The organism is Parasphingorhabdus sp. (assembly GCF_039939955.1).
Taxonomy (GTDB): Bacteria; Pseudomonadota; Alphaproteobacteria; order Sphingomonadales; family Sphingomonadaceae; genus Parasphingorhabdus.
In genome coordinates this window covers 348,975-374,430 of the sequence record NZ_JBDVHS010000002.1, presented here as the reverse complement: position 1 = coordinate 374,430, position 25,456 = coordinate 348,975, and the positions used below count along the sequence as shown (strand labels likewise).

At 53.8% G+C, this 25,456-nt stretch carries 29 protein-coding genes and 1 pseudogene; 14 read left to right on the top strand and 16 right to left on the bottom strand.

The window, feature by feature from the left end; all coding sequences use genetic code 11:
• Positions 1 to 11 precede the first annotated feature (11 nt).
• The 8 genes from ppa (at position 12) to ABJG22_RS02060 (ending at position 6,599) form a co-directional block, all read left to right on the top strand.
• Positions 12 to 542 carry an inorganic diphosphatase gene (ppa, locus tag ABJG22_RS02095; RefSeq protein ID WP_348018575.1) on the top strand — a complete coding sequence of 177 codons (531 nt, stop codon included), beginning with the start codon at positions 12 to 14 and terminating at the stop codon, positions 540 to 542.
• Positions 539 to 853, top strand: a complete 315-nt coding sequence (locus tag ABJG22_RS02090; protein ID WP_348018574.1) for a hypothetical protein — start codon at positions 539 to 541, stop codon at positions 851 to 853. The genes ppa and ABJG22_RS02090 overlap by 4 nt, the downstream gene beginning before the upstream one ends.
• A 13-nt stretch (positions 854 to 866) precedes the next feature.
• The gene (locus ABJG22_RS02085) at positions 867 to 1,382 is read left to right on the top strand and encodes a GNAT family N-acetyltransferase (protein WP_348018573.1); all 516 of its coding nucleotides are present in this window, start codon (positions 867 to 869) and stop codon (positions 1,380 to 1,382) included.
• 159 nt (positions 1,383 to 1,541) lie between these two features.
• Entirely contained in the window at positions 1,542 to 2,741 is a 1,200-nt protein-coding gene (gene sucC / locus ABJG22_RS02080) for an ADP-forming succinate--CoA ligase subunit beta (protein ID WP_348018572.1), read from the top strand.
• A 124-nt stretch (positions 2,742 to 2,865) separates the two neighbouring features.
• Positions 2,866 to 3,612: an electron transfer flavoprotein subunit beta/FixA family protein gene (locus ABJG22_RS02075; protein ID WP_348018571.1), complete on the top strand. Its 747-nt coding sequence runs from the start codon at positions 2,866 to 2,868 to the stop codon at positions 3,610 to 3,612.
• Positions 3,612 to 4,541 (top strand): electron transfer flavoprotein subunit alpha/FixB family protein, encoded by a 930-nt coding sequence (locus tag ABJG22_RS02070; RefSeq protein ID WP_348018570.1) that lies wholly within the window; start codon positions 3,612 to 3,614, stop codon positions 4,539 to 4,541. The genes ABJG22_RS02075 and ABJG22_RS02070 overlap by 1 nt, the downstream gene beginning before the upstream one ends.
• 88 nt (positions 4,542 to 4,629) lie before the next feature.
• Positions 4,630 to 5,451 carry an energy transducer TonB gene (locus tag ABJG22_RS02065; protein WP_348018569.1) on the top strand — a complete coding sequence of 274 codons (822 nt, stop codon included), beginning with the start codon at positions 4,630 to 4,632 and terminating at the stop codon, positions 5,449 to 5,451.
• 278 nt (positions 5,452 to 5,729) lie between these two features.
• A complete protein-coding gene (locus ABJG22_RS02060) occupies positions 5,730 to 6,599 on the top strand; it encodes a hypothetical protein (RefSeq protein WP_348018568.1) in 870 nt (289 codons plus the stop codon).
• 12 nt (positions 6,600 to 6,611) lie between these two features.
• On the opposite strand, the gene ABJG22_RS02055 is transcribed toward ABJG22_RS02060, so the two are convergent.
• Entirely contained in the window at positions 6,612 to 6,890 is a 279-nt protein-coding gene (locus ABJG22_RS02055; protein ID WP_348018567.1) for an iron-sulfur cluster assembly accessory protein, read from the bottom strand.
• On the opposite strand from ABJG22_RS02055, the pseudogene ABJG22_RS02050 reads away from it, so the two are divergent.
• Both ABJG22_RS02050 and ABJG22_RS02045 read left to right on the top strand, forming a co-directional pair.
• Positions 6,870 to 7,025, top strand: a pseudogene (locus ABJG22_RS02050) (electron transfer flavoprotein subunit alpha/FixB family protein); the annotation flags it as partial. The gene ABJG22_RS02055 and the pseudogene ABJG22_RS02050 sit on opposite strands and share 21 nt — an antisense overlap.
• 366 nt (positions 7,026 to 7,391) lie before the next feature.
• Positions 7,392 to 8,117 (top strand): energy transducer TonB, encoded by a 726-nt coding sequence (locus tag ABJG22_RS02045; RefSeq protein WP_348018566.1) that lies wholly within the window; start codon positions 7,392 to 7,394, stop codon positions 8,115 to 8,117.
• 109 nt (positions 8,118 to 8,226) lie between these two features.
• Here the strand turns inward: ABJG22_RS02045 and ABJG22_RS02040 are convergent, their stop codons facing one another.
• The 10 genes from ABJG22_RS02040 to ABJG22_RS01995 all read right to left on the bottom strand — a co-directional run bounded on the left by ABJG22_RS02040 (position 8,227) and on the right by ABJG22_RS01995 (position 17,331).
• Positions 8,227 to 8,589 carry an iron-sulfur cluster assembly accessory protein gene (locus ABJG22_RS02040; RefSeq protein WP_348018565.1) on the bottom strand — a complete coding sequence of 121 codons (363 nt, stop codon included), beginning with the start codon at positions 8,587 to 8,589 and terminating at the stop codon, positions 8,227 to 8,229.
• Positions 8,589 to 9,110, bottom strand: a complete 522-nt coding sequence (locus ABJG22_RS02035) for an SUF system Fe-S cluster assembly protein (protein WP_348018564.1) — start codon at positions 9,108 to 9,110, stop codon at positions 8,589 to 8,591. Before ABJG22_RS02035 ends, ABJG22_RS02040 begins: the two co-directional genes overlap by 1 nt.
• A gap of 9 nt (positions 9,111 to 9,119) precedes the next feature.
• Positions 9,120 to 10,331 carry a SufS family cysteine desulfurase gene (locus ABJG22_RS02030; protein ID WP_348018563.1) on the bottom strand — a complete coding sequence of 404 codons (1,212 nt, stop codon included), beginning with the start codon at positions 10,329 to 10,331 and terminating at the stop codon, positions 9,120 to 9,122.
• Positions 10,328 to 11,080 (bottom strand): SufD family Fe-S cluster assembly protein, encoded by a 753-nt coding sequence (locus ABJG22_RS02025; RefSeq protein WP_348018781.1) that lies wholly within the window; start codon positions 11,078 to 11,080, stop codon positions 10,328 to 10,330. Before ABJG22_RS02025 ends, ABJG22_RS02030 begins: the two co-directional genes overlap by 4 nt.
• 133 nt (positions 11,081 to 11,213) lie before the next feature.
• Positions 11,214 to 11,963: a Fe-S cluster assembly ATPase SufC gene (gene sufC / locus ABJG22_RS02020; RefSeq protein ID WP_348018562.1), complete on the bottom strand. Its 750-nt coding sequence runs from the start codon at positions 11,961 to 11,963 to the stop codon at positions 11,214 to 11,216.
• Complete coding sequence (locus ABJG22_RS02015) at positions 11,957 to 12,262, bottom strand: hypothetical protein (protein WP_348018561.1); 306 nt, start codon at positions 12,260 to 12,262, stop codon at positions 11,957 to 11,959. Before ABJG22_RS02015 ends, sufC begins: the two co-directional genes overlap by 7 nt.
• Complete coding sequence (gene sufB, locus ABJG22_RS02010) at positions 12,259 to 13,719, bottom strand: Fe-S cluster assembly protein SufB (protein ID WP_348018780.1); 1,461 nt, start codon at positions 13,717 to 13,719, stop codon at positions 12,259 to 12,261. Before sufB ends, ABJG22_RS02015 begins: the two co-directional genes overlap by 4 nt.
• 47 nt (positions 13,720 to 13,766) lie before the next feature.
• Positions 13,767 to 14,222 carry an SUF system Fe-S cluster assembly regulator gene (locus ABJG22_RS02005; RefSeq protein ID WP_348018560.1) on the bottom strand — a complete coding sequence of 152 codons (456 nt, stop codon included), beginning with the start codon at positions 14,220 to 14,222 and terminating at the stop codon, positions 13,767 to 13,769.
• Positions 14,223 to 14,394: 172 nt separating this feature from the next.
• Positions 14,395 to 15,237, bottom strand: a complete 843-nt coding sequence (locus tag ABJG22_RS02000; RefSeq protein ID WP_348018559.1) for a DUF6597 domain-containing transcriptional factor — start codon at positions 15,235 to 15,237, stop codon at positions 14,395 to 14,397.
• A gap of 276 nt (positions 15,238 to 15,513) precedes the next feature.
• The gene (locus ABJG22_RS01995) at positions 15,514 to 17,331 is read right to left on the bottom strand and encodes a DUF885 domain-containing protein (RefSeq protein ID WP_348018558.1); all 1,818 of its coding nucleotides are present in this window, start codon (positions 17,329 to 17,331) and stop codon (positions 15,514 to 15,516) included.
• Between the two features lie 228 nt (positions 17,332 to 17,559).
• Here ABJG22_RS01995 and ABJG22_RS01990 point away from each other — a divergent pair, with 228 nt between their 5' ends.
• The 3 genes from ABJG22_RS01990 to ABJG22_RS01980 all read left to right on the top strand — a co-directional run bounded on the left by ABJG22_RS01990 (position 17,560) and on the right by ABJG22_RS01980 (position 21,322).
• Positions 17,560 to 19,449, top strand: a complete 1,890-nt coding sequence (locus ABJG22_RS01990) for a DUF3604 domain-containing protein (RefSeq protein WP_348018557.1) — start codon at positions 17,560 to 17,562, stop codon at positions 19,447 to 19,449.
• Positions 19,450 to 19,520: 71 nt separating this feature from the next.
• Positions 19,521 to 20,336 (top strand): peptidylprolyl isomerase, encoded by an 816-nt coding sequence (locus ABJG22_RS01985; protein WP_348018556.1) that lies wholly within the window; start codon positions 19,521 to 19,523, stop codon positions 20,334 to 20,336.
• Positions 20,333 to 21,322, top strand: coding sequence for a HupE/UreJ family protein (locus tag ABJG22_RS01980; RefSeq protein ID WP_348018555.1), 990 nt, complete (start codon positions 20,333 to 20,335; stop codon positions 21,320 to 21,322). The genes ABJG22_RS01985 and ABJG22_RS01980 overlap by 4 nt, the downstream gene beginning before the upstream one ends.
• A gap of 6 nt (positions 21,323 to 21,328) precedes the next feature.
• Here the strand turns inward: ABJG22_RS01980 and ABJG22_RS01975 are convergent, their stop codons facing one another.
• From ABJG22_RS01975 to ABJG22_RS01955, 5 genes are all read right to left on the bottom strand, one after another.
• Positions 21,329 to 21,703: a DUF6768 family protein gene (locus tag ABJG22_RS01975; protein ID WP_348018554.1), complete on the bottom strand. Its 375-nt coding sequence runs from the start codon at positions 21,701 to 21,703 to the stop codon at positions 21,329 to 21,331.
• 1 nt (position 21,704) lies between these two features.
• Positions 21,705 to 22,259: an RNA polymerase sigma factor gene (locus ABJG22_RS01970; RefSeq protein ID WP_348018553.1), complete on the bottom strand. Its 555-nt coding sequence runs from the start codon at positions 22,257 to 22,259 to the stop codon at positions 21,705 to 21,707.
• Between the two features lie 60 nt (positions 22,260 to 22,319).
• A complete protein-coding gene (locus ABJG22_RS01965; protein ID WP_348018552.1) occupies positions 22,320 to 23,087 on the bottom strand; it encodes a glucose 1-dehydrogenase in 768 nt (255 codons plus the stop codon).
• Positions 23,088 to 23,091: 4 nt separating this feature from the next.
• On the bottom strand, positions 23,092 to 24,024 hold the full coding sequence (locus ABJG22_RS01960; RefSeq protein WP_348018551.1) for an NmrA family NAD(P)-binding protein: 933 nt from the start codon (positions 24,022 to 24,024) through the stop codon (positions 23,092 to 23,094).
• 94 nt (positions 24,025 to 24,118) lie between these two features.
• Positions 24,119 to 24,892: an SDR family oxidoreductase gene (locus ABJG22_RS01955; RefSeq protein WP_348018550.1), complete on the bottom strand. Its 774-nt coding sequence runs from the start codon at positions 24,890 to 24,892 to the stop codon at positions 24,119 to 24,121.
• Between the two features lie 172 nt (positions 24,893 to 25,064).
• Between ABJG22_RS01955 and ABJG22_RS01950 the strand changes: the two genes are divergently transcribed.
• Positions 25,065 to 25,454, top strand: a complete 390-nt coding sequence (locus ABJG22_RS01950) for a VOC family protein (protein ID WP_348018549.1) — start codon at positions 25,065 to 25,067, stop codon at positions 25,452 to 25,454.
• The last annotated feature ends 2 nt before the right edge of the window (positions 25,455 to 25,456 follow it).

Sequence of the window (25,456 nt, the reverse complement as noted above, 5' to 3'; positions counted from 1 at the left end):
CACCTTGTTACATGGATATTAGCAAAATTGCGATTGGCGACAACCCGCCAGAAAGCCTGAACGTCATCATCGAAGTGCCCGTTGGCGGCGAACCGGTGAAATATGAATTTGATAAGGCTTCGGGCGCATTATTTGTCGACCGTATCCTGCACACTCCGATGCGCTATCCAGCGAATTACGGCTTCATTCCGCATACATTGTCACCCGATGGCGACCCGCTTGATGCATTGGTCGTCGCACGCTCGCCATTCATGCCGGGCTGTGTCGTGCGCTGTCGTCCGATTGCGGTTCTCAACCTCGAAGACGAGCATGGCGGCGACGAGAAGCTGCTTTGTGTGCCAATTGATGCGACCTTCCCCTATTATCGCAAAATTGGCGAAGGTGGTGATCTGCCCGAAATCGTTATGCAGCAGATCGAGCATTTCTTCACCCATTATAAAGATCTGGAGCCCGAAAAATGGGTGCGGGTCGGCAAATGGGGCGATGCCGAAGACGCCAAGCGCGTTGTGTTGGAAGCCATCGAACTGGCCCAAAAGAAATGATCAAAGGGACGACAGTTTTGGCCCTGACCCTGACTGTCGTCCTTTCTGCTTGCGCGACACCCGAAAGCAAAGTCCGCAGCGGCCTGATGAGCATCGGCCTGTCCAAACCGATATCACAATGTATGGCCGGACGGATGGTCGACCGCTTGTCACTAGCCCAGCTCGACAAGCTCACCGGTCTTGGCAAGCTTCGCAAGCGCGAGCCCGGTGACATCAGCTTCAATGAATTCGTCAAGCGCACAAAATCCCTGCGCGATCCGGAAATAGTCGGCGTCGTCACATCGTCCGGCTTGATCTGCGCCGTCAAATAACGGCGCCGCTGCAATGTCCGATATCTTGATTCGACTAGCGACCAGCGATGACGCTGCGTTTTTGCCGGATATCGAACGATCGGCTGGAACGGCCTTTTTATCGATACCCGGGCTCGAATGGCTTGCCGCCGACGAGGCCATGGCCGCCGAAGCCCATCAAATTTACATTGATGAATCCACCGTCTGGGTCGCAACCTTGGATGATCGTTGCATCGGATTTGTCACGACGGCAACATATGGTGACACGCTACACATCGTCGAGCTGGCGGTTGCAAATGGTCATCAAGGCCATGGTATCGGGCGACAATTGATGGATCGCGCCCGACAATATGCAGTAGAAAACGACTTGCAAGCCCTGACATTGACCACATTCCGGGACCTGTCGTTCAACCAGCATTTTTATCAGAAACTGGGCTATCAAACGCTGGAAGGGCCCGAGATATCGAAACGACTCGCGATGACCCTCCAATCAGAAATAGAAAATGGCCTTCCCGGAGATCGGCGCTGCGCCATGCGTTTGCTGCTTTAAATTCGCTGGCGGGAACGCAGGGTTGGGAAGCGGACTAGAACAACTGATAATTATCACGAAACGGGGTGGAAATAGGGGCCTGACTGTGCTTTAGCCGAGTCAATTAGTCGCTTGACTTGAGATTCAAGGCCTCCATTTTGAAAGGTACTCTCCCGTACTATGAACATCCACGAATATCAGGGCAAGGAACTGCTTGCCAAACACGGCATTGCCGTTCCTGCTGGCCATGCCGCACTCACCGTTGAAGAAGCGGTCACCGCGGCCGAGAAACTGCCCGGACCGCTTTATGTCGTCAAAGCGCAAATCCATGCAGGTGGACGCGGCAAGGGCAAATATAAAGAACTAGGCCCCGATGCCAAAGGCGGCGTACGGCTGGCCAAATCCATCGACGAAGTGCGTGCCAATGCAGAAGAAATGCTGGGCAACACTTTGGTCACGATCCAGACCGGCGATGCTGGCAAACAGGTCAACCGACTCTATGTCACCGACGGCGTTGATATCGAGAAAGAATTCTACCTCTCTATGCTGGTCGATCGGGCCAGTGGCCGTGTCGCGATGGTGGTGTCCACCGAAGGCGGCATGGATATTGAGGAAGTCGCGCATTCAACCCCTGAAAAAATCCGCACGATCACCATTGATCCAGCGCAAGGCTTCATGCCGCATCATGGTCGGGCCATCGCCTTCGCACTGCAGTTGAAGGGCGACCTCAACAAGCAAGCGCAAAAGCTCGGCAAGCAACTCTATAACGCTTTCATGGCGATGGATTGCGAGATGGTTGAAATCAATCCGCTCGTCGTAACCGAAGATCAGCAGCTGATCGTACTCGACACCAAGATGAGCTTCGACGGCAACGCGTTGATGCGGCACCCCGATCTCGCTGCGCTACGCGACGAGACCGAAGAAGATCCGGCAGAAGTCGAAGCCAGCAAATCCGACCTCGCTTATATCAAGCTCGACGGCAATATCGGCTGCATGGTCAATGGCGCCGGTCTGGCGATGGCGACGATGGATATCATCAAGCTCAATGGCGCTTTCCCGGCCAACTTCCTGGACGTAGGCGGCGGCGCGACCACAGAAAAAGTGACCGCAGCGTTCAAGATCATTCTCGCTGATCCGGCTGTTGAAGGCATTCTCGTCAACATCTTTGGCGGAATCATGAAATGCGACATCATCGCCGAAGGCATTGTTGCTGCGGCAAAAGAAGTCGAATTGGATGTGCCTTTGGTCGTCAGGCTGGAAGGCACGAACGTCGCAAAGGGCAAGGAAATTCTTGCGGGTAGCGGTCTACCGATTGTGTCTGCCGATGATCTCGGTGATGCAGCGCGCAAAATCGTTGCACAAGTGCAGGAAGCAGCCTGAAGCCAATTGCCCGTCACCTGATGGAGAGGGGCGCGGTCAAAATGCTGCATCGCAGCACGAAAACTTGACGTTTACGTGAACGTAAGTTAATCGGGTAGTGAAATTTGAAAAAGAGGAAACAGCAATGAAAATCCTGGTGCCCGTCAAGCGGGTCATAGATTATAACGTAAAACCGCGGGTTAAATCCGACGGCAGCGGCGTCGATCTCGCCAATGTCAAAATGTCGATGAACCCCTTTGATGAGATTTCTGTCGAAGAAGCCATCCGCCTGAAAGAGGCCGGCAAGGCAGAAGAAATCGTCGCGGTTTCGGTTGGCCCGCAAAAAGCACAGGAAACATTGCGTACCGCCCTCGCCATGGGCGCAGACCGCGCTATTCTGGTGACGACCGACGAAGAAGTCGAACCATTGGGCGTCGCCAAGATCCTCGCGAAGATCGTTGAAGAAGAAGCGCCACAGCTGGTTATCACCGGCAAGCAGGCGATTGATGACGATTCAAACCAGACCGGCCAAATGCTCGCCGCACTGCTTGGCTGGGGCCAAGGCACATTCGCCAACGAAGTTGGTCTTGATGGTGACAGCATCACCGTCAAACGCGAAATCGACGGCGGCTTGCAGACCGTGAAGCTTGCGCTTCCTGCTGTGGTCACCACCGACCTGCGCCTCAACGAACCGCGCTATGCGTCTCTGCCGAACATCATGAAGGCGAAGAAAAAGCCGATGGATGAGAAAACGCCAGCCGATTATGGCGTCGACATTGCCCCGCGCCTCACCACCATCACCGTCGCCGAGCCTCCGGTTCGCCAGGCTGGTGAAAAGGTTGAAGATGTGGATGCGCTGGTCGCGAAACTTAAAGCTGTGGGAGCGATCTAATGAAAACTCTTGTACTCGTAGAACATGACAATACCGACATGAAAGACGCGACGCTGGCCGTTGTTACCGCCGCGTCGCAACTGGGCGAAGTCCACGCTCTGGTCATCGGCTCCGGCTGTGCCAGTGTCGGTGAACAAGCGGCCAAGGTCGCTGGTGTCGCCACCGTCCATGTTGCCGATGATGCAACGCTGGCCAACCAGTTGGCGGAAAATGCAGCGCCATTGATCGCTGGCCTGATGGACACGCATGACGCGTTCCTCGCGCCCGCCACCACCACCGGCAAGAATATCGCCCCGCGCGTCGCAGCCCTGCTCGACGTCATGCAGATCAGCGACATTCTCTCGGTCGAAAGCGAAGACACGTTCACCCGGCCCATCTACGCCGGCAACGCGATTGCCACGGTCAAATCTTCGGATGCCAAGAAAGTCATCACCGTGCGCGGTACGGCCTTTGACAAAGCGGCAAGCGAAGGCGGCTCCGGCTCCATAGAAGCCGTGGGCGGCGCCAGCGACGCTGGCCTGTCGAGCTTCGTCAGCGAAGAAATCGCCAAGTCCGAACGCCCTGAACTTACCAGCGCAAAAATCATCGTTTCCGGTGGTCGCGCTCTGGGTTCATCCGAGAAGTTCGAAGAAGTCATCACCCCGCTCGCCGACAAGCTCGGTGCCGGCATCGGTGCTTCGCGCGCTGCGGTCGATGCGGGCTATGTCCCGAACGACTATCAGGTCGGCCAGACCGGCAAGATTGTGGCTCCAGAAGTCTACATCGCCATCGGCATCTCCGGTGCGATCCAGCATCTTGCGGGTATGAAAGATTCCAAAACGATCGTCGCGATCAACAAGGACGAAGACGCACCGATTTTCCAGGTTGCAGATATCGGGCTTGTGGCTGATCTGTTTGATGCGGTTCCGGAGTTGACCGGGAAGGTATAAGCGTTTTGATCAAACGGCAATTTGATCGCGTGTTGACAATTTAGGACCCCGGCGGGAAACTGCCGGGGTCTTCTGTTATGGAGCCGTTATGTTTCGAACGTTGCTTATAGTCCTTTCAATTTCATCTTGTATGATCTCACTGCCGGTTCGCGCCGAAGTATATGAGCCGCACTCTCCGTGGAATATCCACTATGGAGAAACCGCTTGTGATCTAAAACGTATATTCAAAGGCAAAACCGGTCAGATACAGATACAGATTTCTCAGGCTTTCGATCTTGGCGGCGCCAGCTTTTACCTCACTACAGCACCGGTCAGCAAAGAACGGTATTGGGAAGCAGATGTTGATTTCTCAATCGACGAGACCGGTGCAAAATTAAAGAAGAACGGTTCCTTTTTAAGAATTAGAAATGAGAATCTGCTGGTTTGGCAGATCTATGGTTTTGAATTGGACTTTCTCGAAGATCTTCCAAATGATGTGACCTTGAGATTGAAAAGTAAGAAATATCCTGAATTAGCTCTTAAACTCACTGGAATGAAGTCCATCAGTAACGCTCTCGAGCAGTGCCAACGGAATCTCTACGAGACGTTCGGTGTCGACTACAGTCAAATAGAGTCGCTCTTAAGACAACCAGAACCCAATAATCCAGGCCGATGGTTAAAAGCTCTCGACTACCCCAGCACAGCACTAAGAAGAGGCTTTGAGGGAACGGTTCACTTCATGCTTGCCATCGATACTGAAGGGCAGACTGAAAAGTGTATCATATTGCGATCTAGTGGCCACAAGTCGCTTGATGACCATGCGTGCGCAGTTTTGGAAAAAAGGAGTCGGTTCATTCCCGCTCTCGATAAGCGAGGCGAAAAGGTCGCTAGCACTTGGATATCATCAGTACGATGGCAGATTCCGAAATAGTCAGAGCATTGATATTGTTTGCTTGCATCTCCAACGAAACGATTCTTCAATTTGCTCTAAGGAATTCTCACCGAGTTTATTGGTTGCGGATATCGGACTGGTTGCCGGTTTGTTTGACGCGGTTCCGGAGTTGACTTCGAAAGTCTGATCAATTGATGATATAATTGGCCATACCTTTATTGACGGAACACAAAAATAGGGCGCAGAGGTTGAAACTCTGCGCCTTTTTTATGGGACAATTACTTGCAACATAATATTTCGATATTATGCTAGCCGGCATGAGTAAAAAGCTGCACTTTCTAATGTCCACATTGGCTGTTGCCATTTTATCTCCCCATATCGCCCATGCCGCGGAAGATCCGTTACGCCTCGAACCTTCTTCAAAATGGGTCATGCGTCACAAGAATGATAGCTGCCGCCTCGTCCGTCTGTTTGGCGAAGGGGACGACAAGATGATGCTCGTGTTAACCCGCTTCGGGCCATCGGCGCGATTTCGGATGACGCTGGCGGGCGAACCAGTCAAAATCCATAGCGACAGAAGGCCGTTGAAAGTACAATTTGGCGCGCATGAAGAAGAGCAAAGAATCCCCTTTGCGCTGGGCGAGGCGGGTGGCTTGCCTGCATTGGTTGCTATCAAACAAGTGCGCATTGATGGCGCTGCCAAAGCCACAAAAGCAAATCGCCTGAGTAAAATGCGCTATGCAGCCGTCGAGTTTATGAAAATTCGCGTTGGTCAGAAAAGACCGGTGTTTTTGGAAACCGGTTCACTCGCAGGCCCATTTGACGCGATGCGCACCTGTACCAACAAGCTGATGGCCAGTTGGGGCGTTGATGCAGAACAGCACAGGCAACGGCGCCAGTCGGTGCGTCCGATTGGCAAAGCCGCAAATTGGTTGCGGTCAAGCGACTATCCCTCAGATATGCTACGTGAACGACAACCTGCGCTGATCAATTTTCGTTTGAGCGTAGATGAAAATGGCAAGGCAACGGCATGCCATATCCAGCAAACGACGAGGCCCAAGGAATTTGACGATGCGGTCTGTGAAGGGTTGATCAAACGATCTGCTTTTTCACCGGCACTGGATGCTGAGGGTAAACCGATGGCTTCATTCTGGCGCAATCAGGTTCGATTTTCGTTGAACAACTAGTGCGCTAATCACTCAAACCGTAAAGCTCTCTCCGCAGCCGCAATCGCCTTTGGAATTGGGATTTTGGAACACAAAGCCGGCGGTGAAATCATCTTCCACCCAGTCCATCGTGCTGCCGACCAGATAGAGCACGCTGGGGCCATCGACGTAGAATATGCCGCCGGGGGTGACGATTTTTTCGTCAAAGGGCATTTCTTCGGTCACATAGTCGACCGAATAGGCAAGGCCCGAACAGCCGCGACGCGGGGTCGACAGCTTGGCGCCTACGACATCTCCGACACGATCCAGCATCTGGCGGGCATGAAAGATTCCAAAACGATCGTCGCGATCAACAAAGACGAAAACGCACCGATTTTTCAGGTGGCCGATATCGGACTGGTTGCGGATCTGTTGGATGCGGTGCCAAAGTTGACTTCGAAGGTATAAAAACACATGCCTCGCGAGGCCGGAGAAGACTAATAAATAGAGCGTGGAGAGAAATATTCACGCCCTTTCTATTGGTGTAACAACTTCGAACTTGAAGCTGGAAAGTTGATCTCTATGCTGAAGCTTCGAATAATTGGTACAGGTTGTCTTATGTTGATATCGAGATTGCGAAAAAATCCCTTTGGCCGGAGAAAGCACTCCGCTCTTCACGCCATAGCAGCCATTGTTCTGGGCGCGTTGGCGACGCAGCCAGTCTATGCGAAAAAGGCGACACTTGTTCTCAAACCAAGTTCCAATTGGTTTATAGAATATGAAGAGGATAGCTGCCGCTTGATCCGCTCTTTTGGTATTGATGACGAAAACGTCGTGACAGTCTTTAATCGCTACGGTCCGGATGAAGACTTTCAACTGACCCTGGCGGGCGAGCCCGTGAAGGTGCGCAGCTACGCAAGTCGTACAAATCTGCAATTTGGACCGACCGAAGCTGTACAAAAATTGACGTTCTCCAGAGCCAGTTTTGGCAAGGACATGCCAGCCCTGATGTTTTCGGGAACAACGACCCTCGGTCTCAAGCCACCCCAATCCAAAACACCGAAGTCCGGTGATTGGGCAGCTCCCGATTTCGAGGACATAAGCGCCGAGAGAAAGGCTGCAATCACCTATCTTTCTGTTGACGGGCCATTGCGCAACCCGATCAAATTGGAGCTGGGTCCGATGGATAAGCCATTGGCTGCGCTTGACACCTGCATTGACGAGCTGATGACCCATTGGGGTATAGATGTTCAAAAGCACAAGAAGCTGTCGCGAAGCGTTGTTCCCGACGACAATCCCGGAAGGTGGATCAAGGCGAATGACTATCCAACGGACATGTTGCACCAGGAACAACCCGCGATAGTTCAATTTCGGCTAAGCGTCGATGAAACGGGCGCCGTGACCGAATGCCACATCCAAAAAACCACAAGGCCCAAGGAGTTTGACGATGCTGTTTGCGAATCTCTGATACGTCGCGCAAAATTTCTGCCTGCTCTTGATGAAAGCGGAAAACCGATAAAATCATTCTATCGTGATACGGTCTACTTCCAGATCCCCTGACAGAGCCAAGGATGGGATTACTGATGACGGTTGGTTAAGCTAGCAAAATCGATGGAATCAGACATTCAAGATGTGAACTTATCATGCCTTCAGGCCTTTTCATTTTGACTCAAACCGTAAAGCTCTCTCCGCAGCCGCAATCGCCTTTGGAATTGGGATTTTGAAACACGAAGCCGGCGGTGAAATCATCTTCCACCCAGTCCATCGTGCTGCCGACCAGATATAATACGCTGGGACCATCGACATAGAATATGCCGCCGGGGGTGACGATTTTTTCGTCAAAGGGCGTTTCCTCGGTCACATAGTCGACCGAATAGGCGAGGCCCGAACAGCCGCGACGCGGGGTCGACAGTTTGACGCCGATCACGTCTTCCGGCGCTTTGGCCATCAGGTCGGCAATCCGCTGTTCTGCGCCGGGCGTCAGGATGATTGCTGCGGGTATTTCGCGTGTCTTGGTCTTTGTCTCGGTCATTAGAGCATCCCCAGTTCAAGCTTCGCCTCGTCGCTCATCTTTTGCGGGTCCCATGGCGGGTCCCAGACGAGATTGACCTCTGCGTGACCAACGCCCGGCACGCTGCCGACTTGCAGTTCGATTTCGCCGGGCATGGATTCGGCGACCGGGCAGTGCGGCGTGGTCAAAGTCATTGTCACGATTGCGTGATTGTCGGGCGTGATTTCGACGCCATAGATCAGGCCCAGATCATAGATATTCACCGGAATTTCGGGATCATAGATGGATTTCAGCGTGTCGACGACCGCTTCATAAAGATCGCCACCGGCTTCTCCGGCCGGGGCCTCTGTCGGCTTCTGCGCCAGAAAGCCTTCCAGATAATCCTTCTTGCGATTGAGCTTCGCCGCGTCGCTTTCCGCTTCAAAAGGCGATGGCGCGACAACCGGTGCTGGCTTTTCATCCACCGCATCCTCGACCTTTGCCAAAGGCGGCTTTTCGACCGAGTCCACTTCTTCGACCAATATTTTGCGTTCTTCGTTCATATCGTCACCTTACCCGAAAATCTTTCTGACCCGATTAATGCCGTCCACCAGAGCGGCAACATCCGCGTCATCACTGTAAATCCCGAAACTCGCGCGCGCCGTCGCGGCTACGCCAAAATAGTCCATCAAAGGTTGCGCGCAATGATGGCCGGCGCGGATCGCAACGCCACCTTCATCCAATATAGTGGCGACATCATGCGGATGCACGTCGCCGACAGCGAAGCTCAAAATACCCATGCTTTTGTCGGGACCAAAGACCCGCACCGAATTGATACCGGACAAAGCTTCGCGCGCCTTGGCTAGTGTGGCGTTCTCGTGATTAGAGATCACGTCCAGACCGATGCCCTCGACATATTGGATGGCGGCATCCAGTCCGACGACACCCGCAATATGCGGCGTCCCCGCTTCAAAGCGGCCCGGTGGCGGTGCATAGGTCGTGCCGTCAAAAGACACACGGTCGATCATCGACCCGCCACCCTTCCACGGCGGCATGGCTTCGAGCGTTTCATAAGGCGCCCACAAAGCGCCAATGCCGGTCGGGGCATAAATCTTGTGGCCGGAGAAAACATAGAAATCGCAGCCGAGATCCTGCACATCAACGGGCAGGCGCGGCGCGGCCTGACAGCCATCGAGCAGCAGCTTCGCGCCAACTCTATGCGCAATCGCGGCGGCCCGTTTTGCGTCCAGCAAAGACCCGAGCACGTTGGACACATGGGCCAGCGCGACCAGCTTATGCTGTTCGGTCAGATGCTCTTCGATCCAGTCGAGATCAATCTGTCCATCGTCGGTGAGCGGCGCCACATCAATATGCGCGCCGACCCGCTCGGCCAGCATTTGCCACGGCACGATGTTCGAATGATGCTCCAGCTGCGACAGCATGATGCGGTCGCCCTTGGTCACAAATTTATTACCCCAGCTTTCGGCGACCAGATTGATACTGTCGGTCGCGCCGCTGGTGAAGACAATTTCATTTTCCGACGCAGCGCCAAGAAAACCGGCGACGCGTTTGCGCGCGGCTTCATAAGCCAGTGTCATATTGGCCGACCGGGCATAGACGCCGCGGTGCACCGTGGCATAGTCCGGTCCATAAGCGCGGGCTACGGCGTCCAGCACAGCCTTCGGTTTCTGCGCCGTTGCGGCAGAGTCGAGATAATGCCAGTCGGGTCCGATGCCGGGAAAGTCGCCGCGATGGCTAGTGCGTATATTGGCCGGGGCGTTCAAGACATAGCCCCCAATACCGCAAGCGCCTTGCCTTCAATCACTTCACGCGCCGCATCGTCATCCAGCGACACAAAGGCATCGGCGATAAACGCCTGCAACATCAGCTTCTTCGCCTCAACCGGCGGCAGACCGCGCGAGGCGAGATAGAAGAGCGCCTGCTTGTCCAGTTCGCCAACAGTCGCGCCATGAGCGCATTTCACATCATCGGCGAAAATCTCCAGCTCGGGCTTTGCGTTCGCGGTCGCGCCGCGATCCAGCAGCATCGATTTGACCGACTGGGCCGCATCGGTTTTCTGCGCGTGGCGGGCGACGTTGATGCTTCCAAGGAAGCTTCCGGTCGCCGTGTCCGCCAGCACCGAACGCACCACCTGATTGGAGGTCGCATTGGGTTCGGCGTGAATGGTCTCGGTGACGATTTCCAGCACCTGTTTGCCCGATCCCAATATCGCGCCGCCCAGCTCGAAATGGGAGCCATTGCCCAAGGTCGCCTTGACCTGAATCCGGCCATAGTCGGCGTCATGCGCGAGCACGTGCAATATGAAGGTCGCCTTGTCGCCAATGGTCACATCAAGGTCGATCATGCCGACGCCGTCGATGATCGGCAATTCGGCAATCTGGCGCGACACGGTTTCGCCTGGGGGCACGTTGATATGCTCCGGACCGGCCAGTTTCGGCCAGACAGGTTCCAGCGCTTTGACATCGGCATAGCGCCACGCCTCGTCGCGCTTGGATGGAAGAGGGGCGTTCATATTCATGACCAAAGCTCGTCACCCTGAACTTGTTTCAGGGTCCACTTCTCCAAACGAACAGGCTGTGATTGGGGCACGATGGATGCTGAAACAAGTTTAGCATGACGAAACGAAAGAGGGAAATTACGGGACATCATGCCGCCTCCGCAATCGCTTCATAGCCTTCATTTTCAAGCTGCAGCGCCAGTTCCGGTCCGCCGGTTTTGACAATCCGGCCATCCGCGAGAACATGGACAAAATCAGGCTTCACTTCGTCGAGCAGCCGTTGATAATGGGTGATCAGCAAGACCGCTTTGTCGGGCTTGCGCATGATCGCGTTGATGCCGGACCCCACTGTGCGCAGCGCGTCGATATCGAGGCCGCTGTCGGTCTCATCGAGGATCGCTAGCTTGGGGTTGAGAATGCCCATCTGAACCATCTCGTTGCGCTTCTTCTCGCCGCCGGAAAAGCCGACATTGACCGCCCGTTTGAGCATACCCATGTCCATCTTCAGCAGCGCCGCTTTCTCCTTGGCGAGCTTGATGAATTCTGCTCCCGTCAGCGCCTCTTCCCCGCGCACCGCACGCTGGGCATTCAGGCTTTCGCGCAGAAATTGCAGGTTGGATACGCCGGGAATTTCGACCGGATATTGGAAGCCCAAAAAGACACCTGCTGCGGCCCGTTCATGCGGGTCCAGATCGAGCAGGTCCTGCCCGTCAAAGCTCGCGCCGCCTGCGGTCACTTCATAACCGGGCCGTCCGCCCAGCGCATAGGCCAGCGTAGACTTGCCCGCGCCATTGGGCCCCATGATCGCATGGATTTCGCCTGCATTCAGTTCGAGCGAAAGCCCTTTGAGGATTTCTGTGTCGCCAACTGTGGCGTGGAGGTTATTGATTTTTAGCATTGTTGCTGTTTCTCTTCTGCTGTTCTGACAAGTACAACTTGATCAGCGGGATAATTTATGGCGAAGGCCATGCCGTCTTGGATATCGCACTCGATTTCTAGAAGGACGGGATCACCGTCAGAATGAAGCAAGACTGTGCCAAGCGTGCCTTTAAATATTTCATCCACTGATACTGTGCCGTTCTCGACCGCCGTTGTAGACGCCAAGAGGCGTACATCATCATAAGTCTTCACGTGATTTTTTTCGCAGTCCTCGAAGTAACCCTCGTAGGACCATTCACGATTGGAATCGAGCTTCATCCCACACTCCCCTCAAGCGAAATCGCCAGTAATTTCTGCGCTTCGACCGCAAATTCCATCGGCAGTTCCTTGAGAACTTCCTTGGCAAAACCATTCACAATCAAACTCACCGCCGCCTCTTCGTCGAGGCCGCGTTGCTGGGCATAGAACATCTGGTCGTCGGAGATTTTGCTGGTCGTCGCTTCATGTTCGATCGTCGCGGTCGGGTTTTTGACCTCGATATAGGGCACGGTATGCGCGCCGCTCTGGTCACCGAGCAACAAGCTATCACATTGGGTGAAGTTACGCACATTTTCCGCATTCGGACCCACGCGAACCAGACCGCGATAAGTATTGTCGCTATGGCCGGCGCTGATGCCTTTGGAGATGATCGTCGAACGGGTGTTCTTGCCGTTGTGGATCATCTTGGTGCCGGTGTCGGCCTGCTGATAATTGTTGGTCAGCGCGACCGAGTAGAATTCGCCAACGCTATTCTCGCCGTTCAGCACGCAGCTCGGATATTTCCAGGTCACCGCGCTGCCGGTCTCGACCTGGGTCCAGCTGATCTTGCTATTCTTGCCCTGACAGAGGCCGCGCTTGGTCACGAAATTATAAATGCCGCCCTTGCCATTCTCGTCACCGGGATACCAGTTCTGGACGGTGCTATATTTAATCTCGGCATCATCCATCGCGACCAGTTCGACCACGGCGGCGTGCAGCTGATTTTCGTCGCGCATCGGTGCGGTGCAGCCTTCGAGATAGGAGACGTAAGAACCTTCTTCTGCGACAATCAATGTCCGCTCAAACTGGCCGGTATTTTCGGCATTGATCCGGAAATAGGTGCTGAGCTCCATCGGGCAGCGGACGCCTTTGGGAATATAGACAAAGGTGCCGTCGCTAAACACGGCGCAATTGAGCGTCGCGAAATAATTGTCATGCATCGGCACAACTTTGCCCAGATATTTCCGAATAAGGTCAGGATATTCCTTAATTGCTTCAGAAATGGAGCGGAAAATCACGCCCGCTTCTTCCAGTTCCTGACGAAAGGTAGTCGCCACCGACACGCTGTCAAACACCGCATCCACAGCAACCTTGCGCGCGCCTTCGACACCTGCGAGCACCTTCTGCTCCTCGATCGGAATGCCGAGCTTTTCATAGATGCGCAGGATTTCCGGATCGACCTCGTCCAGCGACCCCAGCTTTTCCTTCGCCTTCGGCTCGGCGTAATAATAAGCATCCTGATAGTCGATCATCGGGATCTCGAGCTTTGCCCAATCCGGCGATTCCATCTTTTCCCACTGGCGAAAAGCCTTCAACCGCCAGTCGAGCATCCATTGCGGTTCACCCTTCTTGTCGGAGATAAACCGCACGGTTTCCTCGTTCAGACCCTTGGGCGCGAAATCCTGTTCAATGTCCGATGACCAGCCGAATTCATAGGTGCTGGCCTTGTCGACCGCTTCCTGCGCCTCGGCATTCATTTCCGCGCGCTCCGCGTCATAGTCAGAGGTTTTGACGTCTTCGCTCATCATGCTTTTTCCATTATTCGAATTTTGGCGGCGACTGGCAAATCCGACAGGCTGGCTAGGCTGACATCGTCCAGCGCCTTACGGATCGTCCGGTTCACAACGCCCCAATGGGGCTTCACCGTGCAGCCGTCCTCCAGCACACAATCATGATTGCCGTCAATGGTACAACTGGTGATTGCCAGCGGTCCTTCGACGGCTTCGACAATATCCGCGAGGCTGATCGAGGCCGGCGGCCGGGCTAGCCGGATGCCGCCGCCTATGCCGCGCGTCGATTCAAACAGGCCGGCAGTGGTCAATTTACTCACCAGCTTCTTCGCCGTTGGCAGCGGGACGCCGGTTTCCTGCGCGAGTTTTGTTGCGTTCAGCTTCCCTTCCGCAAGCAGCGCGGCACCGCAATGACGCGCCGCAGCGGACATCAGGACAACAGCATAGTCTGCGAGGTTGGAAAGACGCATTTTTCTCGAATCGCTAAGGGTGAATGTTTAAACAAGACTAATTTAGTCTCATTTATCCAACATTGCAAGAACCGGCGGACTTTCGATGATGGATGTAATTCGGCATCCTACAGTGTAAATCGGCATCCTACAGAAAACCGCCGAACGACAAACATGCTTCCAATCCTTCCAATCAGGTGTCGGAAATCAGTGGCGCAATCTTGCCCTTGAGGTCACCGCGCTGGTCAATCAGCCGCGCGATTTCGCTTTCGCCCACCCGCAACTTGGTCGGGGTGACGCCGGCAAAGAATTTCACTTCCCGAATCATATGTGATTGGTCGTAAAAGGCGTCGATCAGCTCGAGCAATTCTTCCTCATCATGCTCGGCATAAGCGCGGGCCGCCCGCAGCGCGCGATATTTGCGCGCAAGATATTTGGGTGGCATGCCATAAAGCTTGTTCACCGTGCGCAGCACCTGCCGCGAGCTTTGCGATGACCGCTCCATCAGACTGCTGACCGGCGGCGACGGCTCGGATGACAGCCAATCATCGACCATCTTGGTAAACGCCGCAGTCTCTGGTTTGAGGCGCGGTTTCAACGACCGATAGACCTTGTCCGCCCAAGCCACCATCTCTTCAGGCGTGCTGCAACCGCGCAGATATTCAAGATTTTTGTCAATTTCTTGAGTGAATACATCAGCGGCGTTGACCGCCCGGTCGGTATAATCGGCGGCCGATTCCTTTGTAGAAATTGCCCAGCCAGCCGGCAGGATACCGACGCCAAACATACGGAACGGTCCTGTCACATCAACGTGCATCGCCCCTGTGGATGGCCCCTGCAACACCGCGCCCTCATGCGGAAAACTGTTGCCATCAGCAAAACTGATGATCGCGCTGCCTTCCAGCAAAAAGCGCAATTGCGCGATGGCTGCTCGCTCATTGTCGGCAAAGCGAGGCTGGTCATCCTCGAACAAATAATAGACCGAAACCAAGTCCCGAACATCCTCGGCAGGTGCGTAATATCTCAAGCTTACCAAATGAAGGTCCCCCTGATCTAGCGTCTCCCATAAGGCCAGATTGCCTACAGATGCTCCTTTATAGCTAAAAAATATAGTTAAAAAAAAGGGCCTGACCAAATAGATGGTCAGGCCGATAAGGAAAAGAACTCAGATACCTTCAAATTACGATGGTAGGAGCCCTTCGGGTCGCTCCGCCGCTATGCACAGGAAGCGACCCACCCTTATTGGACAAAAACGACAGATTTCTCATAAACTTTTGACATTTCAGGACATAATCTCGATTTATCCCAAATATCAGCTGTTCGTGGCAATCCAGGCGTTTACCCGCTCTTCCATGATATCAAGGGGAACCGGACCGCTTTTCAGGATCACATCGTGAAAACCGCCCATGGTGAACTTGTCACCCAGAGCTTTCTGCGCTCGCTCGCGCAGTTCCAGTATCTTCAGCTTGCCGATCATATAGGCGGTCGCTTGCCCGGGATAGACGATATAGCGCTCAATCGCTTTGCGAATATCACCATCGGGGTTGGGTGTATTATCCGTTAGATATTGAATCGCTTCTTCCCGACTCCAGCGCTTGTCATGAAGGCCCGTATCAACAACCAGTCGGCAAGCCCTCCACAATTCCATTCCGAGACGGCCAAAATCGGAATAGGGGTCGGTATAGAAACCCATGTCCTTGCCCAGTTCCTCGGTATAAAGGCCCCAGCCTTCTGAATAAGCGGTAACCCCGCCAAATTTTCGGAACGCCGGCAAATCACCGAGTTCCGTTTGAATGGCCAATTGTAGATGATGCCCCGGCAAGGCTTCGTGATAGGCCAACGCCTCCAACTCGGTTTTTGACATGCTTTTGAGATCATAGAGATTCACATAGTAAGTGCCCGGACGCGAACCATCTGGCGCGGGACGCTGATAGAAAGCCTTGCCCGCCGATTTTTCCCGAAACGCCTCTACCGGCTTGATGACAAATGGTGCGTTTGGCAGCGTGTCAAAAAATTCTGGCAGCTTCTTTTCCATTTCCGCAAGCTTAGCATTGGCTTCGGCCAGATAGTCTTCGCGGCTGGTGTGGAAATATTGATCGCCATTGCGCAAATGAACAAAAAACTCTTGCAGACTGCCTTCAAATCCGACGTCTGCCATGATTTTCCGCATCAGGCCGTGAATACGCGCAACATTATCGAGACCAATTTGGTGAATTTCATCAGCGCTCAGATCAGTCGTCGTATAATTCTTCAACCGCTCTGCATAATAGGCCGCCCCATCCTTGAACCGCCAAACGCCATCACCGTCGACCGCGATCGCCTGCTGACGTTCCATTTCAGCAATCAGCTTCTCATAAGCAGGCTTCAAGCTATCGATCAGAGCCTCTTCGCCACGGGCGATCAGATCGGTCTTTTCACTCTCCGCGATATCCAGAGCATTCACCTTCTTTTTTAAATCGGCAAATATCGGAGAATCATCGCCATCGGTAAATGGTGCTCCGCTTATCACATTTTTGGCGTCGTTGATGACATAGGGGAACACCCAGTCCGGGACCATGATCCCGTCATCTGCGCGTTCTGCCGACTGCGCGACAAGCGATTCAACCAGCGGGCCAGCCCCATAGAGCCGGCTAACATAGCCGCCAGCGTCTGCCTTGTTGGCGACGCGATGAATGTTGATCATGAATGCCGGGATCCAGCTTTGCGCGCCATTCATTTGATCGAAAATATAATGGTTGCGGCGGAAGGGAAAGGCATTGGTTGACCGTTCAGCCCTTGCCTGAAACAGGCGATAGCTCAACTGGCTGGCTTGACTTAATTCGTCTTTATCAAAATCCGCTTCCATTTTGGCCAGCGCGGCTTGACCGCGTTCATATTGCGCCAGTTCGGCGGCTTCACTCGGATCGTCCAACTTGCCATAATCAGCATCGCGGATACCACGATAGGCCTTGGCTAGCGGGGAGTGAGCCAGTTCTTTGTCGTCATAATCTTTGAAGAAGGCGGACAGTTGCTCATTGATGTCCTCATTAGCCGGTTTGGTAACTCCGTTCGTCTGCGCATGGCTGGCTGGCCCGGTAACGGCGGCGCTCAATGCCAAAGCAGAGGCTGCAACCAGAAACAAATTTCTCATCCAATATCTTCCTTTTCTAGTGGTTGTTTTCAACACTATCATCCCATCCAAATTTGCACAAATTTGCCAATGCGTCACGCCCCAAACGAGACATGCACGTTCGCAAACCCTCGGAATTTTGGATGTCGGACCCGTTTGACGCTACGGTAGACTAAGAAAATCTATTATCCGTTGCACCCACCCACCCAAGAGAGATAGCATCGGGAAAAATGGGATTGGAGATTCAGAATGCGAAGCCCCTTTACATTGACAGTCTGCGCTGTCGCTCTGGCGCTTTCGGCTTGTTCAGAAAGCAAAGACGGCAGCAGCGACGTAAAGATCGTCAACACCGCTTATCCCGAGCAAGTATTCTGGGGCGATACGCACCTCCATACCGATAATAGCGTCGATGCGTTCGGCTTTGGAAACCGGCTAGACGCCGAAGCTGCGCTGAGATTTGCCCGCGGCGAAGAAGTCACCGCAACAAAAGGTGCCAAAGCGAAATTGTCTCGGCCACTCGATTTTCTAGTGATCGCCGATCATAGCGACGCGATGGGCGCGACAAAGGCGATCAAGGAAGCGCCGCGCATTGCATTGCTGACCAACAAATTCCTGCTGCGCTGGCACGATATGATGAACGAGAGCGACGAAGGGGCGTTACGAGTTACCGCGGAACTTATCGACGGCGCAGCCAACGGTACCCTACCAGAAGATCTAACCGACCCGGAAGCAACCAAAGAACGTACGATTGATCTCTGGGAACAACATGGCGAAACGGTGGATCAATATAATGAACCCGGAAAATTCACGGCCTTCATGGGCTTTGAATATACCCCGATGCCCGGAGGCGATAACCTCCACCGTGTGGTGATGTTCCGCGATGGCGCCGAAAAGGCAACGAAAGTTTTGCCCTTTCCTTCGCAAGGCTTCGCCGGCGATCCGGAAAAGTTGTGGGAATATATGGCGGCCTATGAAAATGATACCGGCGGCACCGTCCTGGCCATGCCTCATAATAGCAACATATCCAACGGGCGCATGTTTGCAATGCAAAGGCTAGACGGTTCACCGATTGATAAAGCCTATGCCGAGACCCGGGCTAAATATGAGCCGGTTGTGGAAGCTACACAGATTAAAGGTGACAGTGAGGCCCACCCGTTTCTCTCGCCCAATGACGAGTTCGCCGCTTTTGGGGATTCCGGTTGGGATCATTGCAATTTAAGCTGCACCGGCGATACAAAAACGGAAGACTATGCTGGCAGCTACGCCCGTGAAGCGCTGAAGCGTGGGCTGGAACTGATGCAGACAGTGGGTGCAAATCCGTTCAAATTCGGCATGATCGGTTCGACCGATAGCCATACTTCATTGGCCACCGCAGATGAAAATAACTTCTTTGGCAAGCACAGCCAAAACGAACTGAACAACAAAGATCGCGCACTGCAACCGCAAAATTTGGGCACGCGCAGAGGGCGCTTTGCTTGGCATTATCTATCCAGCGGATATGCCGCGGCATGGGCTACGAGCAATTCACGAGAGGCAATTTTCGACGCGTTCCAGCGGCGGGAAGTCTACGCCACCACCGGCCCAAGAATGACGGTTCGCTTCTTCGGCGGCTTTGATTTTGCAGAAGACGATATCGCCGATCTCGTGAAAACCGGCTATGCATCCGGGGTCCCAATGGGCGGCGATTTGACAGGCGGCGATGGCGAAGCCCCCAAGTTTCTGATTAGCGCGATGATGGACCCGGAAAGCGCAAGTCTGGACCGGATTCAGGTGGTCAAGGGTTGGCTGGATGCAAACGGGAAATCCCAGGAGAAGGTCTATAATGTCGGCTGGAGCGATGCCGACAATCGCAAGATCGGGTCCGATGGAAAACTGACTCCCGTTACCAATAATGTTGATTTGGCAAAGGGCGCTTGGGACAATAGTACCGGCGCACCTGAACTGGTAACCTTCTGGCAGGATCCGGATTTTAACGCTGCGCAGCATGCTTTCTACTATGTGCGCGTACTGGAAATTCCGACACCGACCTGGCCGGTCTATGATGCGCTCAAATTCAACCTGACACTGCCTGACGAGGTGATCAAGATTCAACAAGAACGCGCCTATAGCTCACCGATATGGTTTACACCGAAAAGCTGAGCTTATATTTAGCCGCCGGTTTCCATGATCCTTGAACTAGCGGCAGATGAACATACTGGATTACACGATATATGTTGCGTAAGCTTATTAGAGAACCGCTGATCCACTTCCTCGGCGGCGCATTGCTGGTTTTCATCTTCTTCTGGGCCACCGGGACCGGCCGCGATCCAGAAAACTACACGATCAATATCGAAGAAGCCGACATAGCCCGTCTCAAAGCGGGCTGGACCCAAAATTTCCGCCGGGTACCAACACAAGACGAGCTAGACGGTCTCATCGATCAAGAGATTGCCGAAGAAATCTATTATCGTGAAGCTCTTCGGCTGGGACTGGATCAAGATGATCCGGTGATACGTCGCAGGCTTTTTACCAAGATGCGCTTTATCGACGATGAAGACACTAGAAATACGGTTCCGACCGACCCCATGCTGCAAGAGTGGATGGACAAACATCCCGACAGATATACGTTATCACCGATTTATGCTTTCGAGCAAATCTATCTCGGTCAAATCGATATGGCAGAAGCCGAAAGACGGATTGCTCAGTTAAACAAAGGCGCTGAGCCGACCCGTTTTGCTCAGCCGATATCTCTGCCCGCCACTCTCAAGCGCGCAAACAACGCAGATATTTCTCGAAACTTTGGTGACCGCTTTGCCGAACAGTTGGCGGACCTGAAAACCAATATATGGAGCGGGCCCATCACATCGGGTTTTGGCGTTCATGCGGTTAAACTAACGGCCAAAACACCTGGAAGAAAGGCATCTCTGAACAATGTCCGGCGACAGGTAGTCAACGACTGGCGTGCGGATCAAAAGGCTAGAGAAAGGGAAGAAGCGCTGTCTCGCTATAAAGCGCAATATGAAATTACGGTCGCTGACCAGCCATGAACCGCTGGCTTGCTGTCCTATTCGTCTGCCTGGGACTTACTATTTGGCCGACCGGCGTTCGCGCAGATGAGCTACGCCCCGCCTATATCGAAATGACCGAACAATCGCCGGGCCAATGGTCGCTCCTCTGGAAGGCGTCGGAAAACTCGAGACTGGGCCGGAATGGCCGGATCATATTGCCCCAAAACTGTCAGACAAATGGCGCGCGCACGCGCGAATTTGTCGGAAGCAACATTCTCACCCGCCTGTCATTGCAATGCGAGGGTTCCATTCAGGGACAAGCAATCGGCTTGGAAGGCTTGGAACTGTCATCCACCGACGCGCTCGCTCGGATCGCTCCGATAGACAGCGCTATGGAGACGGTTCGCCTGACACCCGACCAACATATCGCAACCTTGGAAAAACCTTCGGTAATCTCCAATGTTGCCGCAACCTATACGATCATCGGTTTCGAACATATAATATTGGGGTTTGATCACCTGTTTTTCGTACTGGCGCTGGTCCTGCTCCTCAAAGGGGGTTGGCTTATCGCCAAGACCGTTACTGCTTTTACCATTGCCCATAGTCTTACATTGGTCGGAACAACCCTTGGTTTGCTGTCGCTACCATCGCAGCCGGTCGAGGCAGTGATTGCACTGTCGATCATCTTTCTCGCCGTCGAGGTCGTCAAATCCAAACCGGGTGATCTGCGCCTATCGGAACGATTCCCGTGGATCGTGGCCTTTCTATTCGGACTGCTCCACGGCTTTGGTTTTGCTGGCGCGCTTGCCGAAATAGGTTTGCCGGAGGGCGATGTCCCACTGGCCTTGCTGACGTTCAATCTAGGCGTCGAAATCGGACAATTGGCCGTTGTCGCGCTGGCACTCGCAGTACTGCATGGCCTCCGGAAATTTCAGCACAGCTGGCTACAGCCCACAAAAACCGCCACCGCCTATGCCATCGGAATCATCGCGACCTACTGGTTCATTGAACGGATGGTCGCCTAAGCCGGATCAACTCTTAGTATCTCCAAGCTGCGTCACTCTAAGTTCGATCTTTTTCATTTCCGCCAGCAAAGACAGCAGGTTCATCCGGTCAAACATCCACATTTTGAGAAAGCCCACCGCCTGAAATAGCAGCAGAAAACCGGCTGACCAAAGGATCGTTTCACGAACCTGCTCCGCATGGAAAGCTTGCCAACCGCAATAGAGCGCCAACAGGAAGAAGATGAAGGTTAAGCCCGTGACCATATAGGACCAGAAACGCATCGGCCCGTGCAATGTCGCGCCGAGCTGCTCAAACAACCCGCGGCCATTTTCCAAATCATCGAGAAAGGCTCTGTCGTCTGCGGTCAATCCCGCATTCAATTGATCATCAAATTTGGTCATATCATTCTCCTTCTTTCATATCCTCTGCCAATAGCTGTTTGAGCTGAAGCCGAGCGTGAAACACACGGGTTTTGGCGGTACCAAGTGGGCAGCTGGTCACGTCGGAAATTTCTTTCACCGTCAGACCCGCATCAAAATACAGCGTTGCCGCCATGCGGTGATCTTCACTCAACTGAGCAAAGGCTTGATCCAGTGCCACCCTATTTTCAGCTTGTGCCGCAATCACCGGTTCATCCGTCCGTTCTTCGTGCACCAGCCGATCGCGACGGTTATGCCTGATCCGGTCTGCACATTTGTGGTGCAAAATGCGGTAAGCCCAAGCCGCAAAACGGGAGGGATCGCGCATATTCCGCCAGCCTTTGCAGATACCAGTCCAACTCTCTTGGACCGCGACCCGAGCCTGCTCTTCGTCGCGCAATAGCCGGAAAGCGGTGCGCATCAATCGTGGATGCCAGCGCGCCGCCAGTCTTTCGGCCGCCCGCTTGTCTCCAGCCTGTAGCCGCGTCAGCAACAGCTCGTCGAATATCCTGTCAGTTTCACTGTAGCGTGCGCTCATACGTTTAACCTTTACTCCTATAGTCGGAGCAAAGCGCAAAAAGGTTCAAACCGGTGAAAATTATTGGGCGGTATAGCCACCATCGACGACAAATTCGGCGCCGGTCACATAAGTTGATTCATCAGATGCAAGGAACAGCACACAATTGGCGATGTCTACCGGTTCACCCAGCCTCCCCATGGGAATAGCCGCCTCGATCGCGTCATAATTGTCAGAATTGGTTCCCGCACCCGCGGCCTGCATATTCGTTCGGATAATACCGGGGTGCACGGTGTTGACCCGTATGTTTTCGGCAGCAACTTCAAGGGCCACAGATTTGCTGAACAGTTTCACCGCACCCTTAGACGCCGCATAAGCGGCACTGCCCCGAAAGCCGACCAGTCCTGCAACGGATGACATGTTGACGATGGAACCACCGCCGGATTGACGCATTGCCTTCACCGCGACCTGCGTCCCGATAAAGCTGCCCGCGACGTTCACCTCAAACTGGCTCCGAAGGGCGCCAACCGCCCGATCGCTCGCCATGCCCGCGACATCCAATATGCCAGCATTGTTCACCAAAGCGTCCAGTTGGCCATGCTCCGCGATCAGAGACTGGACAACTTTGTCCCAATCTTCTTGCGATGCCACATCATGTTTGACGGCAGATGCCATACCGCCTTTGTCACGGATCAACGCAGCGGTTTCTTCGACGCCCGGAAGATCAACATCGCTGAGCACAACATTGGCACCCTCTGCTGCCAACCGCTCGCCAATAGCCGCGCCGAGACCGGGGCGCGAAGCGCCGCCGGTCACCAGAACGACTTTACCATCCATGCGTTTGGTCATTATTCTACCCAGCTGGCGGTCTATGCGCGTCTGCTGACCAATCCTGCCGCGTTGCCCATTCTTCCAGCGTTTCAAATTCAACTTCCGGCAAACGCTGCTGCATGAAGTCGGTGTCCACTTCAAAGGGCCTTGTTACATTATTGTTGTTATATTCATAAAAGGCAGTGATTCCCGCAGCGAAAGCCTCGCGATTTTCCGGCGGCACGTCATCGCCAAAAGCCTTGACCAGATAGTCACCAAATTCCTTTGGTGTGCAGGGATCATATTTGATTTCATGACCAAAAACCCGTGACAAAATCTCGGCCACTTCGGGGGGCTTCACACGCTGTGGTCCGCCAATATTGAGCCACGAACCTTCAAAGTCAGGGCGATCCATAGCGGCGACCATACATTTCCCGACATCGTCGAGACTGATCCAATTGGCTTCCAAAGTCGCGTTATGCGGATAGACATAGCGTTTCTCGTCAACAATGAACGGCCGCGCCCAGTTGGTCAGCAGATTGTCCATGAACAAGACCGAACCAAATACGGTGGCCGGCATGCCGGAGCGGAAAATCTCGTTCACCGCAATCGTATTGTTGCCATATGTGTGAGGCTCACCCGGGCGTTCCGGAATCCAGCTGGATGTGTTCCAGACGAAGCGCTCTGTACCGGCTTCTTTGGCCGCAGCCGCTACCCTGCCAACCATGGTCGCACGATCTTCGCGCGCCTGCAGCGGGTGGGTGTAGAAAACGGCATCAGACCCTTCAAAAGCCGGAACCCAAGTCGATTCATCGGTAAGGTCAATTTTGCGGCATTCATCCGCTGCATTGGTACCCCCCAGATCAGGGTTGTCGCTGCGGGACAAGGCCCGAACCTTGTGTCCTGCGGCGGCCAATTGCCGTATTTGTGCTAGACCCTGCCGCCCGGTTGCGCCCACAACTGATACCAATGCCATTCTTATCTCTCCTATTGCTCTTGCAACAACGCTAGAGAGGAACTGGCTGCGCCCCAATGCTCCATTTTATCAGGACGATATTGTTAGGGACCGATTAGGAAGCCTGATCGTTCAACATGGCCTGCCAGCGCTGCATACCGGAAATCCAGCGTTCAGGATCAGCGCCTTTCTGTTGGATATACTCGCCCACTTTGGGATGCGGAAGAATCAGGAACCGTTCGTCGTCAATCGCTTCCACGCAGATGTCGGCCACGCCGTCCGCACTCATTATCCCGTCCTTCGCAACCGTCGATGTATCAACATCTGCGATCATTGGCGTATCGACCCCTTGCGGGCAGAGCACAGATACTTTTAGTCCATCTGCGCCGTGGGTGATTGCCAGCCATTCGGCAAAACTAACCGCTGCATGTTTTGTCACCGAATATGGAGCGGAACCGATCTGCGCTAAAAGGCCCGCTGCCGAGGCAGTATTGAGCAAATAGCCTCCCCCGCGTGCCAGCATTTTCGGCACCAAAATCCGAGCAGCCCGGATATGTGCCAGAACGTTGATATCCCAGATATTCTGCCAGACATCATCATCAACTTCTGTGCCGCCAGTAGTGATAATCCCCGCATTGGACACGAACAAATCAATCGGACCAATCTCGGACTCAACCGTTTCTATCAGGTCGCTGATATCCGATACCAAAGACACATCTGCCTGAATGGCCATGCCGCCCACTTCATCCGCGACAGCTTGTGCACCGGCGAGATCGCGATCCGCACAGACAATCTTCTTCGCACCTTCCGCTGCAAAGCGGCGAGCCATGGCTGCCCCGATGCCGCTGGCGCCACCGGTGATGACGATAATCTTGTCGTTCAATTTCATTTTGGACTCGTCCTGCTTGAATAAATTAATCACTCGCTTAAAGATGCAAAGCTACGAGAACAAGTGCCAGATTGGCAACGGGCGGACGCTTTCACAAAAGCGGCACTTAACAGGCAGTGTTGCAGATATAATAGCCCTTTGCGGTCTGCTGAAAATGAAAAAGGAGAAGATAATGTTCAGTCATATCATGGTCGGGTCAAACGACATTGAACGATCCAAAAAATTCTACACCGCCTTGTTGGGAACGCTCGGAGCAGGAGAGCCGGCGGTGGACGTCAAGGACGGCACAACGCGGTTATTCTACATGCACAATGATTCCATATTTTCGGTATCGGAACCCATTGATGGTCAAGACGCCTGCGCAGCCAATGGCGGCACCGTCGGCTTTGCTTGCGATTCACCCGAACAGGCGGATGCCTGGCACAAGGCGGGCCTTGAAAATGGCGGCACATCTATCGAAGATCCACCGGGCGTTCGCACCGGCGGCATGGGCAGTCTCTATCTAGCTTATCTGCGGGATCCGGACGGCAATAAGCTCTGCGCTCTGCACCGAATGGGCTGACG